This window comes from Pseudorhodoferax sp. Leaf267 (assembly GCF_001422405.1).
In the GTDB taxonomy this organism is placed as follows: domain Bacteria; phylum Pseudomonadota; class Gammaproteobacteria; order Burkholderiales; family Burkholderiaceae_C; genus Pseudorhodoferax.
This window is the reverse complement of sequence record NZ_LMMV01000012.1, coordinates 343,312-359,858: the sequence shown is the minus strand read 5'-3', so window position 1 is coordinate 359,858 and position 16,547 is coordinate 343,312. Positions and strand designations below refer to the sequence as shown.

The following is a 16,547-nucleotide window of genomic DNA, read 5'->3' as shown; positions in this document are numbered from 1 at the left end:
TAGAAACAGGCGCAATCCCGCACCTGTCAACCTGCTCCGTGGTCTTAGGAACTACATGTCTGAATCTTTTGCCGACCTATTCGCCGAATCGCTGCAAACCACGGAAACCCGTGTCGGCGAGGTCGTCACCGCTGAAGTCGTTCGCATCGAACACAATTTCGTCGTCGTCAACGCTGGCCTGAAATCTGAAGCCTACGTGCCGCTCGACGAGTTCAAGAGCGACAAGGGCGAAGTCGAAGTCCAGGTCGGTGAATTCGTGTCGGTCGCCATCGTCGCCATCGAGAACGGCTACGGCGACACCATCGTCAGCCGCGACACCGCCAAGCGCCTGGCCTCGTGGATGGCCCTGGAAAAGGCCCTGGAATCCGGCGAGTTCGTGACCGGCACCACCAGCGGCAAGGTCAAGGGCGGCCTGACCGTCCTGGTCAACGGCATCCGCGCCTTCCTGCCCGGCTCGCTGATCGACACGCGTCCGATCAAGGACCTGACGCCGTACGAAAACAAGACCTTGGAATTCAAGGTCATCAAGCTCGACCGCAAGCGCAACAACGTGGTGCTGTCGCGCCGCGCCGTGGTGGAAGCCTCCATGGGCGAAGAGCGCGCCAAGCTGATGGAGACGCTGAAGGAAGGCGCCATCGTGCAAGGCGTGGTCAAGAACATCACCGAATACGGTGCGTTCGTCGACCTGGGCGGCATCGACGGCCTGCTGCACATCACCGACATGGCCTGGCGTCGCGTGCGCCACCCGAGCGAAGTGGTGCAGGCTGGCCAGGAGATCACCGCCAAGATCCTCAAGTTCGACACCGAGAAGAACCGGGTCTCGCTGGGTCTGAAGCAGATGGGCGACGACCCCTGGATGGGCGTTTCGCGCCGCTATCCGCAAGGCACGCGCCTGTTCGGCCGTGTCACGAACATCGCCGACTACGGTGCGTTCGTCGAGCTGGAGCCCGGCATCGAAGGCCTGGTGCACGTCTCCGAAATGGACTGGACCAACAAGAACATCGCCCCCTCCAAGCTGGTCTCGCTGGGTGACGAAGTCGAAGTCATGGTCCTGGAAATCGACGAAGACAAGCGCCGCATCAGCCTGGGCATGAAGCAGTGCAAGGCCAACCCGTGGCAAGAGTTCGCGCAAAACACCAAGCGCGGCGACCGCGTCAAGGGCCCGATCAAGTCGATCACCGACTTCGGCGTGTTCGTCGGCCTGGCTGCCGGCATCGACGGCCTGGTGCACCTGTCCGACCTCTCGTGGAACGAAACCGGCGAAGCCGCGGTGCGCAACTACAAGAAGGGCCAGGAAGTCGACGCCATCGTGTTGGCCGTGGACGTGGACCGCGAGCGCATCTCGCTGGGCATCAAGCAGCTCGACGGCGACCCGTTCACGACCTTCGTGACGGTCAACGACAAGGGCCAGACGGTGACGGGCAAGGTCAAGACGGTGGACGCGCGTGGCGCCGAGATCGATCTGGGCAGCGACGTGATCGGCTACCTGCGTGCGTCCGAAATCAGCCGCGACCGTGTCGAAGACGCGCGCAACGTGCTCAAGGAAGGCGACGAAGTTACGGCCGTGGTGGTCAACGTCGACCGCAAGACGCGCAACATCCAGCTGTCCATCAAGGCCAAGGATGCTGCCGACCAGAACGAAGCCATGGCATCGCTCAGCCAGCAGTCCGCGCGTGAAAACGCCGGCACCACCAGCCTGGGCGCACTGCTGCGTGCCAAGCTGGACAACAACAGCAACAACTGATCGTTGCGTGAGGTGCACGGGAACCCGGTTCCCGTGCGACATTTGTCGGGCCAGCACTTCCGCCGCACACCAGTGGCGGCGGGACTGGCCCGATTCGTTGATGCACCCGTGTGAGCCACCATGACCCGATCCGACCTCGTAGAAGAATTGGCAGCGCGTTTCAGCCAGCTGACCCACCGCGACGCCGAGCATGCGGTCAAGACCATCCTGGACGCCGTGGGCGACGCGCTGGTGCGCGGCCACCGCGTGGAGATCCGTGGCTTCGGCAGCTTTTCCATCAACCGCCGCCCGCCGCGCATGGGCCGCAACCCGCGCAGCGGCGAGAGCGTGGCCATTCCCGAAAAGCGCGTGCCGCATTTCAAGCCCGGCAAGGCCCTGCGCGAGGCTGTGGACAAGCGCACCGAAGAGATCGCCGCCGGCCGCATCGACTGAGCGTGCAAGGCCTCTCGGCCTGGGCCCGGTCGGCCGGAACCTGACCTTTAGAATTCCCCCGCAATGGGGACGTTCAAGCAATGAAAAATCTCGTGTGGCTGCTCAAGTGGATACTGAAGGCAGCCATTTTTTTTACCTTGTTCGCGTTCGCGCTGAACAACCAGCAAGAGGCCACGGTGCGCTTCTTCTTTGGCACGCAATGGCGCGCGCCGATGGTGCTGGTGGTGCTGGCCGCGTTCGCCGCCGGCATGGCGCTCGGCGTGCTGGCCATGGTGCCGCGCTGGTGGCGCCACCGCGCCGCGCCGCAGCCTGCGCCGGCCGAGCCCCTGGCGCCGACTGCAACGGCCACGACCATCGACGAGCCGACCAGCAGCGAAACGGCCCTGGCCAACATCCCGCGCCATGGACTTTGATCTCGGCTGGATCCTGCTGGGCCTGCCGATCGCCTTCGTGCTGGGTTGGCTGGCCTCGCGGCTGGACCTGCGGCAGATGCGCATCGAGAACCGTCGCGCTCCCAAGGCCTACTTCAAGGGCCTGAACTACCTGCTCAACGAACAGCAGGACCAGGCCATCGACGCCTTCATCGAGGCGGTGCAGAAAGACCCGGACACCACCGAGCTGCACTTCGCGCTGGGCAACCTGTTCCGCCGCCGCGGCGAGTACCAGCGTGCCGTGCGCGTGCACGAGCACCTGCTGTCGCGCGGCGACCTCACCGCCTCCGACCGCCAGCGCGCCCAGCACGACCTGGCGCTCGACTTCCTCAAGGCCGGCCTGCTGGACCGCGCCGAAGACGCGCTGCGCAAGCTCGAAGGCAGCAGGTACGAGGCCCAGAGCCGGCTCGCGCTGCTGGCCATCTACGAGCGTTCGCGCGACTGGCCCGAGGCCGCCGAGATCGCGCAGAAGCTGCAGGACAACGGCGAAGGCAGCTTCAGCGGCCGCATGGCGCATTACCTGTGCGAGCAGGCCGCGGCGCGCAACGCCGCGGGCGACACGGAGGCCGCGCGCCAGTTGCTGGCCCATGCCATCGCCACGGCCCCGCAGGCCCCACGGCCGCGCATCGACCTGGCGCTCATGCAGGTCAAGGCGGGCCAGCACGGCGTGGCGCTGCAGACCCTGCTGGACCTGGGCCAGGCCGCCCCCCAGGCCATGCCACTCATCGCCAAGGCCATGGCCCAGGCTGGCACCGCCGCCGGGCGGGCCAGCCAGGCGCTGGCCGCGCTGCAGGCCAGCTACACCGAGTTCGCCTCGCTCGACGTGCTGGAGGCCATCGTGATGCTGGAGGCCGCCGAGCCCGGCCAGGCCGATGCCGCACGCCAGCGCTACCTGCAGCACCTGGAACGCCAGCAGTCGCTGGTGGCCACGGCGCGCTGGCTGTCCGGTGAAAAGCTGGAGCACGAGCAATTCCATCCCCAGGTGCAGCGCGCCATCGAGCACGCCACCCGGCCGCTCACGCGCTACCGCTGCGCGGCCTGCGGTTTCGAGGCCAAGCAGCATTTCTGGCAATGCCCGGGCTGCCAGGCCTGGGACAGCTATCCGCCCCGGCGCGTGGAGGAGTTATGAGCAAAGCGCCGGGCCGCCCCAAGCAAGCTCGCACCGCAGGCGAAGCCGGAGGTACCCAATGACACCTACTGCCGCGCTGCTGCGCAACCCTCTCCCAACTCGCGAGCAACTGGCGCAAGCCAGCGTGCTGGTCGTCGGCGACGCCATGCTGGACCGTTATTGGTACGGCGCCGTCGACCGCATCTCGCCCGAGGCGCCCGTGCCCGTGGTGCGCGTCACGCGCGAGGAAGAGCGCATCGGCGCTGCGGCCAACGTGGCCTACAACATCGTGACGCTGGGCGCGCAGGCCTCGCTGCTGTCCGTGGTCGGCGACGACGAGGCCAGCCACAAGCTGCAGGCCCTGGTGGCCGCCACCGGAATCACGCCCTACTTCGGGCGCGACGCGCAGATGCGCACCACGGTCAAGCTGCGCGTGATCGGCCGCCAGCAGCAACTGCTGCGGCTGGACTTCGAGAACCAGCCCGAGCACGAGACGCTGGCATCGCAGTCCGCGCAGTTCGCCGAGCTGCTGCCGCGGCACAACGCCGTGCTGTTCTCCGACTACGGCAAGGGCGGGCTGGCCCACGTCGAGCAGATGATCGCGGCCGCGCGCGCGGCCGGCAAGGCCGTGCTGATCGACCCCAAGGGCAGCGACTACTCGCGCTACCGCAACGCCACGCTGATCACGCCCAACCGCGCCGAGCTGCAACAGGTCGTGGGCAGCTGGCGCAACGAGGACGCGCTGCGCGAGAAGGCGCAGAACCTGCGGGCCCAGCTGGATCTGGAGGGCCTGCTGGTCACGCGCAGCGAAGAGGGCATGACGCTCTACGACGCGCACGGCGAAACCCATGTCGCGGCCCAGGCACGCGAGGTGTTCGACGTGACCGGTGCCGGCGACACCGTGATCGCCACCATGGCCGCACTGGTGGCAGCCGGCTGCACCCTGCGCGACGCACTGCCCATGGCCAACAAGGCCGGCGCCATCGTGGTCGGCAAGTTCGGCACCGCGACGGCCTCTTACGACGAACTGTTCGGGAACGACTGACATGACGCGATACGTGGTCACCGGCGCCGCCGGCTTCATCGGCAGCAACCTCATCAAGGGCCTGAACGCCCGTGGCATCACCGACGTCATCGCGGTCGACGACCTGACCCAGGGCGACAAATTCCGCAACCTCGTGGACCTCTCGATGGCCGACTACGTGGACGCGGCCGACTTCTATACGCGCTTCGCCGCCGGCCATTACGGCCGCGTCGAGGCGGTGTTCCACGAAGGTGCCTGCAGCGACACCATGGAGAGCAATGGCCAGTACATGATGGCCAACAACTACACGCTGTCGTGTGGGCTGTTCGACAGCTGCCAGCGCCAGCGCGTGCGCCTGCTCTATGCGTCCTCGGCCGCGACCTACGGTGGTTCCAGCGTGTTCCGCGAAGAGCCCGCCAACGAGGCGCCGCTGAACGTCTACGGCTACTCCAAGCTGCTGTTCGACCAGCGCCTGCGCCGCGAAGTGGGCCTGGGCTTCGAGCAGGCCAACGCACAGACCGTGGGCTTTCGCTACTTCAACGTCTACGGCCCGCGCGAGCAGCACAAGGGCCGCATGGCCAGCGTCGCGTTCCACCAGTACCACCAATTCAAGAACGAGGGCCAGGTGCGCCTGTTCGGCGAGTACGGCGGCTATGCACCTGGCGAGCAGGAGCGCGACTTCGTGTTCATCGACGACGTGGTCGCCGTGAACCTGTGGTTCCTCGACCACCCCGAGGCGCGCGGCCTGTTCAACCTCGGCACGGGCCGGGCCCAGCCCTTCAACGACATCGCGCTGGCCGTGGTCAACGCGCGGCGCGCGCAGGGCCAGCCGGTGCTCACGCTGGCCGAGGCCGTCGCGGCCGACGCCATCACGTACACGCCCTTCCCCGACGCGCTGCGCGGCAAATACCAGTGCCACACGCAGGCCGACCTGACGGCGCTGCGCGCGGCCGGTTGCGACCACGCCTTCGCCGACGTGCAGACCGGCGTCACGCGCTACATGCAGGCGCTGGCGCTCGCGGGCGCCTGAGCATGCGCGCGCTCGTCGGCTGCGCCCTGCTCGCGCTGGCGGGCACGGCCAGCGCGCTGGACATCAACCAGGCCAGCGCCGCCGAGCTCGACAGCATCCGCGGCATCGGCCCCGGCCTGTCCACCCCCATGCTGGCCGAGCGCGCCAAGGCGCCGTTCAAGGACTGGGCCGACCTGATCGCGCGCACCAAGGGCATGGGGCCGGGCAATGCCGCGCGCTTCTCGGCCCAGGGCCTGACCGTGAACGGCCAGCCCTACGCGCGCCCGCCCGTCGCCGCCGCGTCGGCCGCATCGGCCGCGCCGTAGCCGCGGCATGCCACTGCGTATCGGCATCGCTGGCGCCGGCCCTGCCGGCCTGGCCACGGCCCTGGCCTTGGCGGGCGAGGGCCACCAGGTCGAGGTGTTCGAGAAGCACCCCGCCATTGCCCCGCTGGGCGCCGGCCTGCTGATCCAGCCGCAGGGCTTGCATGCACTGGGCGCGCTCGGCGTGCGGCCCGCATTCGATGCGGCCAGCGTGCCGATCCACCGGCTGCTGGGCACCAGCCACCGCGGCTGGCGCGTGGTGGACATCAACTACCGCGACATCCCCGCCCGCGCGGTCGGCCGCGCCGCCCTGTCGCGCGTGCTGCACGCGGCAGCGCACGCGGCCGGCGTGCGGTTCGCGCTGGGCTGCCCGGTCGAATCGCTGGCGGCGGTGGGCACACGCGCACGCGCGACGACACCGCACGGCGCATCGGACTTCGACCTGTTCGCCATCGCAGATGGCGCGGCCTCAGGGCTGCGCGAGACCGTCGGCCTGGCCGGCCCTTCGCGCGCCTACCGCTGGGGCGCGCTGTGGGGCCAGTTCTGGGTGCCGGACTGGCAGGCGGCCGACATGCTGCTGCAGCGGTTTCGCGGCACATCCGAGATGATGGGCCTGCTGCCGACCGAGCGCTCCGGCGACGCCGTGCGGCTCTCCTTCTTCTGGAGCCTGCCCGTCGAGCACCACGCCGCCTGGCGCGACAGCGACCTGGACGCGTGGAAAGCGCATGTACTGTCGCTCTGGCCGCAGGCGCAGGCCGTGCTGGCGCAGATCACCAAACACGACGACCTGGCGCTCGCGGTCTATCGCCATACCTGGCCGCGGTCCATGGGCCAGGGGCCGCTGTGCATCGTCGGTGACGCGGCGCATGCCATGAGCCCGCAGCTCGGCCTGGGCACCACGCTGGCCATGCAGGATGCGCTGGCGCTGGCCGATGCCGTGCGGCGCCACGGCGCTGCGGGCGCCGTGGCTGCCTACGCAGCCCGGCGCCTGCGCCCCTCGCAGGCCTACCAGACCCTCAGCCGCGCGCTGACGCCATGCTTCCAGGCCCGCGGCGGCGGCCTGTGGCGAGACCTGGCCTTTGCACTGGGCCAGCGCATGCCTGGCGTGCCCTGGCTCATGAAGCGCAGCCTGGCAGCGCCCGTAGGCGCTGGCGTCGGGCCCTTCAATTGACGGATGGGGCTGTGCCGAAGCCACCGCCGCCCGGCGTGTGGACCTCGAAGACATCGCCTGGCTGCATGTCCACCTGGCCGATGTGGCCCAGTGCCTCGGTGCGGCCATCGGCGCGCACGACGCGGTTGATGCCCAGCGCGCCGGCCGCACCACCGGCCATGCCAAAGGCCGCATGCACGCGCCCGTTGGACAGGATGCTGGCCGTCATCGGCTCCAGGAAGCGCACGCGCCGCACGCCGCCGTCGCCACCGTGCCAGCGGCCTGCGCCGCCCGAGCCTGCGCGGATCGCATAGCTCTCCAGCCGCACCGGGAAGCGGAACTCCAGCACCTCGGGGTCGGTCAGCCGCGAGTTCGTCATGTGGGTCTGCACGACACTCGTGCCGTGAAAGCCCTCGCCCGCGCCGGAGCCGCCCGCGATGGTCTCGTAGTACTGGTGGCGCGCATTGCCGAAGGTGAAGTTGTTCATCGTGCACTGCCCGGCCGCCATCAAGCCCAACGCGCCGAACAGCGCGTTGGTGATGCAGGTCGAGGTTTCCACATTGCCCGCCACCACCGAGGCCGGCGGGTTCGGGTTCAGCATGGAGCCGGGCGGGATGATGACCTCCAGCGGCTTCAGGCAACCCGCGTTGAGCGGGATGTCGTCGGCCACCAGCGTGCGGAACACGTAGAGCACGGCCGCCATGCAGACAGCCGTGGGCGCGTTGAAGTTGTTCGTCTGCTGCGCCGAGGTGCCCGAGAAGTCGATCACCGCACTGCGCGCGGCGGCGTTCACGCGGATCGCCACCTGGATCTGCGCGCCGTTGTCCAGCGGCAGCGTGAAGGCACCATCCTTCAACCGCGTGATCACGCGGCGCACCGACTCCTCGGCGTTGTCCTGCACGTGGCCCATGTAGGCCTGCACCACGTCCAGCCCGAACTGCGCGACCATCTTGCGCAACTCCTGCACGCCCTTTTCGTTGGCGGCGATCTGGGCCTTCAGGTCGGCCAGGTTCTGCTGCGGATTCCTGGCTGGGAACTCTCCTGTTCCCAGCAGCTCCAGTAGCTCGGCCTCGCGCAGCCGACCCCGCTCGACGAGCCGGAAGTTCACGATCTGCACGCCCTCCTCCGCGATGCGCGTGGAGAACGGCGGCATGGACCCCGGCGTGCTGCCGCCGATGTCTGCATGGTGGCCGCGCGAGCCCACGTAGAACAGCGGCGCGGCATCGTCCTCGCGCAGGTAGACCGGCGTGATCACCGTCACATCGGGCAGATGCGTGCCGCCGTGGTACGGGTCGTTCAGCGCGAACACGTCGCCGGGCTGCATGCGGCCCCGGTTGTCACGGATCACGGCCTTGATGCTCTCGCCCATGGAGCCCAGGTGCACCGGCATGTGCGGCGCGTTCGCCACCAGATTGCCGGCGCCGTCGAACAGCGCGCAGCTGAAGTCCAGCCGCTCCTTGATGTTGACCGAGTAGGCCGTGTTCTGCAGCTGCAGCCCCATCTGCTCGGCGATGTTCATGAACAGGTTGTTGAAGACCTCCAGCAGCACCGGGTCGGCCGTGGTGCCGGCCGCGTAGGCCACGGCGCGCGGTATCTGGCGCTGCAGCACCAGGTGGTCGCGCTCGGTCAGGCGGGCCTGCCAGCCGGGCTCCAGCACGGTCGTGGCGTTGCGCTCGGCGATCACGGCCGGGCCGTCCACCGTGTCGCCAGGCCGCAGGTCCTCGCGCACCACCAGCGCCGCGTCGTGCCAGGCGCCCTCGCAATACATGGCCACGCGCTCGTGCACCGGCGCGGGCCGCGGCGCGCCCAGCGGCAGCAGCGGCTCGGCCGGCGCGTCGCCGGCCAGCACGGCCTCCACCGACACGGCCTCCACCACGAGCGCCTTGCCCTGCATGAGGAAGGAGAAGCGCTGGCGGTACGCCGCCTCGAACGCGGCCTGGATCTCGGGCACGGTGCCGAACGGCACGATCAGCGCCGCGTCGCTGCCCTGGTAGCGCACATGCACGCGCCGGTGCACCAGCATGGCGCCCTGCCCCAGTTGCTGGCGGCCCAGCTCGGTGCCAGCCGCCTCGGCCGACGCCTGCAGCGCGGCCTGCACGGCCGGCAACGCATCCGGCTGCAGGGGCAGCTCCAGCGCCTGCTCGCGCATCACAGACTGGTCGGCAAGGCCCATGCCGTAGGCGCTCAGCACCCCGGCCAGCGGGTGCACGAAGACCTGCTCCATGCCGAGTGCATCGGCCACCAGGCAGGCGTGCTGGCCGCCCGCGCCACCGAAGCACTGCAGCGTGTAGCGTGTGACGTCATAGCCGCGCGCGACCGAGATCTTCTTGATCGCGTTGGCCATCTGCTGCACGGCGATCGCGATGAAGCCCTCGGCCACCTGCTCGGCGCTGCGGCCGGTCTGCGTGGCGAGTTCGTCGAACTGCTGCCGCACCACGTCCAGGCCCAGCGCCTCGTTGCCGGCCGGGCCGAACACATGGGGAAAGTGCCGCGGCTGGATCTTGCCCAGCAGCAGGTTGGCGTCGGTCACGGCCAGCGGCCCGCCGCGCCGGTAGCTGGCCGGGCCGGGGTTGGCGCCCGCGCTCTGCGGCCCCACGCGAAAGCGCTGGCCGTCGAAGGCCAGGATGGATCCGCCACCGGCCGCCACCGTGTGGATGCCCATCATGGGCGCGCGCATGCGCACGCCGGCCACCTGGGTCTCGAACTCGCGCTCGAAGGCGCCCGCATAGTGCGACACGTCGGTGGACGTGCCGCCCATGTCGAAGCCGATCACCTTGCCGTGGCCACCCAGCTCTGCCGTGCGTGCCATGCCCACGATGCCACCGGCCGGGCCGGACAGGATCGCGTCCTTGCCCTGGAAGGCATGCGCATCGGCCAGCCCGCCGGAGGACTGCATGAAGAACAGCCGCACGCCCGGCATCTGGCTCGCCACCTGGTCCACGTAGCGGCGCAGGATGGGCGACAGGTAGGCATCGACCACGGTGGTGTCGCCGCGGCTCACCAGCTTCATCATGGGGCTGGTCTGGTGCGAGGTGCTGACCTGGGTGAAGCCGACCTCGGCGGCGATGCGGGCGGCGGCGCGCTCATGCTCGGTGAAGCGCCAGCCGTGCATGAACACGATGGCAACGCTGCGCAGGCCCCGGTCGAAGGCGGCCTGCAGCTCGCTGCGCAAGGCGGCAGCGTCCAGCGGCCGCAACACTTCGCCGTCGGCGGCCACGCGCTCGTCGGCCTCGACCACGGCGCTGTACAGCAGTTCGGGCAACACGATCTGCCGGTCGAACAGCCGCGGCCGGTTCTGGTAGGCGATGCGCAGCGCGTCGCGAAAGCCGTTCGTAGTCACCAGCAACGTGGGCTCGCCCTTGCGCTCCAGCAAGGCATTGGTGGCCACCGTCGTGCCCATCTTCACGCAGTCCACCAGCGCGGCCGTGATCGGCGCATCGGGCGCCAGGCCCAGCAGATGCCGGATGCCGGCGACGGCCGCGTCGGCATAGTGTTCGGGGTTCTCGGACAGCAGCTTGTGCGTCACCAATGTGCCGTCGGGTCGCCGGCCCACGACGTCGGTGAAGGTGCCGCCGCGGTCGATCCAGAACTGCCAGCGGGGGTCGGTGGAAGCGATGGGTGCGTGCATGGGTCGTGTGGAGCGAGATCCGCGCCATGGTAGTGGGCCGGCCCCGGGGGCAAACACGGGTGCGGGTGGCCCGGTCCTTGCATTTAAGCTCCAGCCCTCGTTCCTACCCTTGTTCGGAGAGACCATGCTTCACCGTTTCGGATTGCTCGCGACTTGCGCCGTGGCCGCCCTGGCCTTCAGCGCCCCCACCTTCGCCCAGACCAAGTGGGACCTGCCGAGCGCCTACCCGACCACCAACCTGCACACCGAGAACCTCACGCAGTTCGCCGCCGACGTGGACAAGGCCACGGCCGGCAAGCTCAAGATCACCGTGCACGCGAATGCCTCGCTGTTCAAGGCACCCGAGATCAAGCGCGCCGTGCAGGGCGGCCAGGCCCAGGCCGGCGAGATCCTGATGGTCAACTTCGAGAACGACAACCCGCTGTTCGGCCTGGACGGCGTGCCCTTCCTGGCCACGGGCTACGCCGATGCGATGAAGCTCTACAAGGCGCAAAAGCCCGCGCTCGACAAGCTGCTGGCCACGCAGAACCTCAAGCTGCTCTACGCCGTGGCCTGGCCGCCGCAGGGCATCTTCGCCAACAAGCAGATCAATTCAGGCGCCGACATGAAGGGCCTGAAGTGGCGCGCCTACAGCCCGGCCACGGCCAAGATCGCCGAGCTGGTCGGTGCCCAGCCCGTCACCGTGCAGCAGGCCGAGCTGGCCCAGGCCATGGCCACGGGCGTGATCGACTCCTACATGTCCTCGGGCTCCACGGGCTACGACTCCAAGACCTACGAGCACATCAAGAACTTCTACGACACCCAGGCCTGGCTGCCCAAGAACGCGGTGATCGTGAACGCTGCCGCGTTCAACGCGCTGGACAAGCCCACGCAGGACGCGCTCATAAAGGCCGCAGCCGACGCCGAGACCCGCGGCTGGAAGAGCAGCGAAGAGAAGACCGCCTGGTACCTGCAGCAGCTGGCCGGCAAGGGCATGAACATCGTCAAGCCCGCACCGCAGCTCATGACCGACATGAAGAAGGTCGGCGACGTGATGCTGGCCGACTGGCTGAAGAAGGCCGGGCCTGACGGGCAAGCGGTCGTCGACGCGTACAGGAAGTAAGTGCGCCGCCTGCTCGACGGCCTGTTCGAATGGACGGGGCGGCTTGCCGCTCTGTGCGTGCTGGCCATCTTCGTGCTCATGATCTTCGCGTCGGTAGGCCGCATGGCCGGCTGGCGCGTGGGCTGGGTCAACGACGTGGTGGCCTGGTCCTGCGCGGCCGCGGCCTTCCTGGCCATGGGCCACGCGTTCAAGCATGGCGACTTCGTGCGCGTGACGCTGCTGCTGGACCACGTGGATGCCGGCGTGCGGCGTGCGCTGGAAGTGGTCTCGCTGTTGATCGCGACCGTGGCCGTGGGCTATCTGGCCTGGTGGGCCGCGCGCTTCACCTATGAGAGCTTCACGTTCAACGACATGGCCGGCGGCATGGTCGTGATCCCGATCTGGGTGCCGCAGATGACCTTCGTCGTCGGCGCCATCGTGCTGCTGCTGGCCGTGCTCGACGAGCTCGTGATCGTGCTGCGCGGCGAGAAGCCCACCTATGTGCGCCTGGTCGAAGAGCGCCATGCGCGCGGCGACTACTCGGAAGACATCTGACCCATGAGCCTGATCGCTGTCGGAGGCCTGCTCCTCCTCGTTATGTTGCTGCTGCTCTCGGGCGGCGTGTGGATCGCCATGTCGCTGGCGATCGCGGGCTGGGTCGGCCAGGCCTTCTTCACAAGCACGCTGCCGGGCAAGAATCTGTTCTCGGCGTTCTGGGAGTCCAACGTCTCGTGGGAGCTGGCGGCGCTGCCGCTATTCATCTGGATGGGTGAGATCCTGTTCCGCACGCGGCTCTCGGAGCAGATGTTCGAGGGCCTGGCGCCCTGGCTCAACCGCATCCCGGGCCGGCTCATGCACACCACTATCCTGGGCTGCGGCATCTTCGGCTCGGTGTCGGGCTCCTCCGCCGCGACCTGCGCCACCATCAGCAAGGTGGCCCTGCCCGAACTGCAGCGCCGCGGCTATGACGAGAAGCTGACGCTGGGCGCGCTGGCCTGCGGCGGCACGCTGGGCATCCTGATCCCGCCGTCCATCACCATGGTGGTCTATGCCGTGGCGGCAGACGCGTCCATCATCCGCATCTTCCTGGCGGGCTTCCTGCCGGGCTTTCTGCTGATGGCGCTGTTCTCCCTCTACATCGGCTGGTGGAGCATCCGCAACCCCAACAAGGTGCCGGCAGCCGAGGCCGACCTGTCGTTCGGCGAGAAGCTGCGCCGATCCGGCAGCCTGATCCCCTGCGGCCTGCTGATCGTGCTGATCGTCTGGGTGCTGGTGGCCGGCTGGGCCACGGCCACCGAGTGCGCGGCCTGGGGCGTGCTGGGCGCGCTGGTGATCGCGGCGGCCAGCCGCTCGCTGACCTGGACCAACTTCTGGGAAGGCCTGATGGGCACGACCCGCACCAGTTGCATGATCATGTTCATCCTGGCCGGCGCGGCGTTCCTGACCAAGACCATGGCCTTCACGGGCATACCCCGCGAGCTGGCCGAGTGGGTGGACAGCATGGACCTGTCGCCCTACACGCTGATCTTCGTGCTGACCTTCGTCTACCTGATCCTGGGCACCGCGCTGGACGGCATCTCCATGATCGTGCTCACCAGCGCCGTGGTGCTGCCCATGATCCAGAAGGCCGGCTTCGACCTGGTCTGGTTCGGCATCTTCGTGGTGCTGCTGGTCGAGATCGCGGAGGTGACGCCGCCGGTGGGCTTCAACCTCTTCGTGCTGCAGAACATGACGGGCAAGGACAGCAACACCATCGCGCTGGCCGCCGTGCCTTTCTTCCTGTGCATGATCGTGTGCATCGTGCTGATCACGGTGTTCCCGCAGATCGTGACCGGCCTGCCGGATCTGGTGATGGGCGTGGCACGCTGATGCTGGCGGCGCTCGCGGTCAGCGTGGGCGCTGCCATCGGCGCGCTGCTGCGCTGGCGGCTCTCGATCTGGCTCAACACCAGCGGCGCGCCGCTGCCCTTTGGCACGCTGGCCGCCAACCTGATCGGCGGCTACTGCGTGGGGGTGTGCGTCGCAGTGTTCCAGGCGCTGCCGCAGATCGACCCGCTGTGGCGGCTGGCCCTGGTGACCGGGCTGCTCGGCGGGCTGACCACCTTCTCCAGCTTCTCGGCCGAGGTCGTGCTCATGCTGCAGGACCAGCGCCACGGCCTGGCGCTGGGCACGGCGGCCGTGCACCTTCTGGGTTCGCTCGCGCTCACGGCGCTGGGCATGAAAACCGTGGCGCTGCTGCTGGCGCGCTGAGCCTCAGCGCCGCCAGTCGCGGTCACCCCGGCGCCCATGGTCGTGGCGGTCGTGCCCCCGGCCATGCCGATGCCCGTGGAAATGCCCAGGCGGCCCGTAGTAGACCGTGCGCGGCTGGTAGTACACCGGAGGCGGCGCGTAATAGACCGGTGGCCCGTAGACCACGCGCGGCGGCGGCTGGTAGTAGCGCGGCGGCGGCGCGTGGTAGATGACCGGCGGCGCCACGTAGACCGGGGCATTGCCCACGATGACCTGGGCACCGGGCGCCCCGACACCCACCGACCACACCACGTCCCGCGCCTGGGCCGCACCGGCCATGGCCAGCGCCGCCACTGCCGCGCCGGCTGCCAGCCACCTGTTCATCGTCGTCATTGCCATCGAATTGCTCCTTCGGGCCATCTGACCCCATGGCGCCATTGAAGTTCGGTTGCGTATCTGCAATAGCGCACGGCAGGTTAAAGACATGACCAGACGTAACGGTTGTCCATGCCCTCCTAAAATCGCAGCATGAGTTCCGCACCCCACGGGCCCGCCGCCACGGCCGCCGACCCGCACAAACCCAGCAATTTCCTGCGCCAGATCATCGAGAACGACCTGGCCCAGGGCACCTATGCCGAACGCCACTGGGGCGGCAGCCCCGGCGATGCGGCCCACCATGCCCAGGGGCCGCTCGACCCGGCCCCGGTGCGGCTGCGCTTCCCGCCCGAGCCCAACGGCTACCTGCACGTGGGCCATGCCAAGAGCATCTGCCTGAACTTCGGGCTCGCGCGCGACTACGGCGGCGTTTGCCACCTGCGTTTCGACGACACCAACCCGGAGAAGGAAGACACCGAGTACGTCGACAGCATCATCGACAGCGTGCGCTGGCTGGGCTTTAGCTGGGACGCCGACGGCACGGCCCATCTCTACCAGGCCAGCGACTACTTCGACTTCATGTACCGCGCGGCCGAATACCTGGTGCAGGCCGGCCACGCCTACGTGGACGAGCAGAGCGCCGACGAGATGCGCGCCAACCGCGGTGACTTCGGCAAGCCTGGCACCGACAGCCCGTTCCGCACACGCACGCCCGACGAGAACCTGGCCCGTCTGCGCGAAATGCGCGACGGAAAGCTGGCCGACGGCGCCGCCGTGCTGCGCGCCAAGATCGACATGGCCAGCCCCAACATCAACATGCGCGACCCGGCGATCTACCGCATCCGCCGCGCCACGCACCACAACACGGGCGACCGCTGGTGCATCTACCCGATGTACACCTATGCGCACCCGATCGAGGACGCGCTGGAGCAGATCACGCACAGCGTCTGCACGCTGGAGTTCGAAGACCAGCGCCCGTTCTACGACTGGCTGCTCGAACGCCTGGCCGAGGGCGGCCTGCTGCAGGCGCCGCCGCCGCGCCAGTACGAGTTCGCGCGGCTCAACCTGACGTACGTGATCACCAGCAAGCGAAAGCTGGCCCAGCTCGTGAACGAAGGGCGCGTCAGCGGCTGGGACGACCCGCGCATGCCCACCATCGTCGGCCTGCGCCGGCGCGGCTACACGGCCGAGGCCATCCAGCTCTTCGCCGAGCGCATCGGCGTGACCAAGAGCGACAGCTGGATCGACTACAGCACGCTGGAAGGCTCGCTGCGCGACACGCTGGACGCCACGGCCGAGCGCGCCATGGCCGTGCTCGACCCGGTCAAGCTGGTCATCACCAACTGGGACGCCCTGCACGGCGCCGGTACCCTGGACGACTGCAGCGCGCCCGTGAACCCGCACGACCCGGCGCAGGGCAAACGCGCGCTGCGCTTCGGCAAGGAGCTGTGGATCGAGCGCACCGACTACGAGGACGTGCCGCCCAAGGGTTTCTTCCGCCTGTACCCACCGCAGACGGCGGCCGACGGCACGGCCAAGCCCGGCAACCGCGTGCGCCTGAAATACGGCCACGTCGTGCAGTGCACGGGCGCCGTGCGCGATGCCGACGGCCGCCTGACCGAGGTCCACGCCGAGCTCGTGCCCGACACCAAGAGCGGCACGCCGGGCGCGGACGCCATCAAGGTCAAGGGCGTCATCACCTGGGTCGGCGTGCACGAGGCCGTGCCGGCCGAGGTGCGGCTGTACGAGCGACTGTTCAGCGATCCGCAGCCCGATGCGGGCGGCAAGGACTTCCTGTCCAGCCTGAACCCCGACAGCCTGCGCACCGTGCAGGCCTACCTGGAGCCGTCGCTGGCCCAGGCCACGCCCGACCAGCGCTTCCAGTTCGAGCGCCATGGCTACTTCGTGGCCGACCGGCGCGACCACCAGGCCACCCGCCCGGTGTTCAACCGTACGACGAGCCTGAAGGACAGCTGGGGCAAGTGAGCCCCGGCCAGGCCGACGTCATCGGCCT

General features: G+C 68.8%; 15 protein-coding genes. 13 read left to right on the top strand and 2 right to left on the bottom strand.

Features of this window, described 5'->3' with window-relative positions:
* Nucleotides 1-55 precede the first annotated feature (55 nt).
* The 8 genes from rpsA (at nucleotide 56) to ASF43_RS13465 (ending at nucleotide 7,242) form a co-directional block, all read left to right on the top strand.
* On the top strand, nucleotides 56-1,744 hold the full coding sequence (rpsA, locus tag ASF43_RS13500) for a 30S ribosomal protein S1 (protein WP_056181734.1): 1,689 nt from the start codon (nucleotides 56-58) through the stop codon (nucleotides 1,742-1,744).
* Nucleotides 1,745-1,864: 120 nt separating this feature from the next.
* On the top strand, nucleotides 1,865-2,176 hold the full coding sequence (locus tag ASF43_RS13495; protein WP_056181731.1) for an integration host factor subunit beta: 312 nt from the start codon (nucleotides 1,865-1,867) through the stop codon (nucleotides 2,174-2,176).
* Between the two features lie 80 nt (nucleotides 2,177-2,256).
* Entirely contained in the window at nucleotides 2,257-2,589 is a 333-nt protein-coding gene (locus ASF43_RS13490; RefSeq protein WP_056181728.1) for a lipopolysaccharide assembly LapA domain-containing protein, read from the top strand.
* A complete protein-coding gene (lapB, locus tag ASF43_RS13485) occupies nucleotides 2,579-3,736 on the top strand; it encodes a lipopolysaccharide assembly protein LapB (RefSeq protein ID WP_056181726.1) in 1,158 nt (385 codons plus the stop codon). The genes ASF43_RS13490 and lapB overlap by 11 nt, the downstream gene beginning before the upstream one ends.
* Nucleotides 3,737-3,794: 58 nt before the next feature.
* A complete protein-coding gene (gene rfaE1, locus ASF43_RS13480) occupies nucleotides 3,795-4,760 on the top strand; it encodes a D-glycero-beta-D-manno-heptose-7-phosphate kinase (protein ID WP_082497831.1) in 966 nt (321 codons plus the stop codon).
* A 1-nt stretch (nucleotide 4,761) separates the two neighbouring features.
* On the top strand, nucleotides 4,762-5,769 hold the full coding sequence (gene rfaD, locus ASF43_RS13475) for an ADP-glyceromanno-heptose 6-epimerase (protein WP_056181720.1): 1,008 nt from the start codon (nucleotides 4,762-4,764) through the stop codon (nucleotides 5,767-5,769).
* 2 nt (nucleotides 5,770-5,771) lie between these two features.
* Nucleotides 5,772-6,074, top strand: coding sequence for a helix-hairpin-helix domain-containing protein (locus tag ASF43_RS13470; protein WP_156373304.1), 303 nt, complete (start codon nucleotides 5,772-5,774; stop codon nucleotides 6,072-6,074).
* Between the two features lie 7 nt (nucleotides 6,075-6,081).
* The gene (locus tag ASF43_RS13465) at nucleotides 6,082-7,242 is read left to right on the top strand and encodes an NAD(P)/FAD-dependent oxidoreductase (RefSeq protein WP_056181717.1); all 1,161 of its coding nucleotides are present in this window, start codon (nucleotides 6,082-6,084) and stop codon (nucleotides 7,240-7,242) included.
* On the opposite strand, the gene ASF43_RS13460 is transcribed toward ASF43_RS13465, so the two are convergent.
* Complete coding sequence (locus ASF43_RS13460) at nucleotides 7,235-10,849, bottom strand: hydantoinase B/oxoprolinase family protein (RefSeq protein ID WP_056181715.1); 3,615 nt, start codon at nucleotides 10,847-10,849, stop codon at nucleotides 7,235-7,237. The two genes, ASF43_RS13465 and ASF43_RS13460, sit on opposite strands and share 8 nt — an antisense overlap.
* A 124-nt stretch (nucleotides 10,850-10,973) precedes the next feature.
* Between ASF43_RS13460 and ASF43_RS13455 the strand changes: the two genes are divergently transcribed.
* From ASF43_RS13455 to crcB, 4 genes are read left to right on the top strand one after another with little or no spacing between them, the layout of a single operon-like run.
* On the top strand, nucleotides 10,974-11,951 hold the full coding sequence (locus tag ASF43_RS13455; RefSeq protein WP_056181711.1) for a TRAP transporter substrate-binding protein: 978 nt from the start codon (nucleotides 10,974-10,976) through the stop codon (nucleotides 11,949-11,951).
* Nucleotides 11,952-12,485, top strand: a complete 534-nt coding sequence (locus ASF43_RS13450) for a TRAP transporter small permease subunit (RefSeq protein WP_056181709.1) — start codon at nucleotides 11,952-11,954, stop codon at nucleotides 12,483-12,485.
* A gap of 3 nt (nucleotides 12,486-12,488) precedes the next feature.
* Nucleotides 12,489-13,799 carry a TRAP transporter large permease gene (locus ASF43_RS13445; protein ID WP_056181707.1) on the top strand — a complete coding sequence of 437 codons (1,311 nt, stop codon included), beginning with the start codon at nucleotides 12,489-12,491 and terminating at the stop codon, nucleotides 13,797-13,799.
* Complete coding sequence (gene crcB, locus ASF43_RS13440; RefSeq protein WP_056181704.1) at nucleotides 13,799-14,179, top strand: fluoride efflux transporter CrcB; 381 nt, start codon at nucleotides 13,799-13,801, stop codon at nucleotides 14,177-14,179. The genes ASF43_RS13445 and crcB overlap by 1 nt, the downstream gene beginning before the upstream one ends.
* A gap of 3 nt (nucleotides 14,180-14,182) precedes the next feature.
* Here crcB and ASF43_RS13435 read toward each other — a convergent pair whose 3' ends face one another.
* Nucleotides 14,183-14,557 carry a hypothetical protein gene (locus ASF43_RS13435; RefSeq protein ID WP_056181701.1) on the bottom strand — a complete coding sequence of 125 codons (375 nt, stop codon included), beginning with the start codon at nucleotides 14,555-14,557 and terminating at the stop codon, nucleotides 14,183-14,185.
* 129 nt (nucleotides 14,558-14,686) lie between these two features.
* On the opposite strand from ASF43_RS13435, the gene ASF43_RS13430 reads away from it, so the two are divergent.
* Nucleotides 14,687-16,519, top strand: a complete 1,833-nt coding sequence (locus ASF43_RS13430; RefSeq protein WP_056181698.1) for a glutamine--tRNA ligase/YqeY domain fusion protein — start codon at nucleotides 14,687-14,689, stop codon at nucleotides 16,517-16,519.
* Nucleotides 16,520-16,547 lie beyond the last annotated feature (28 nt).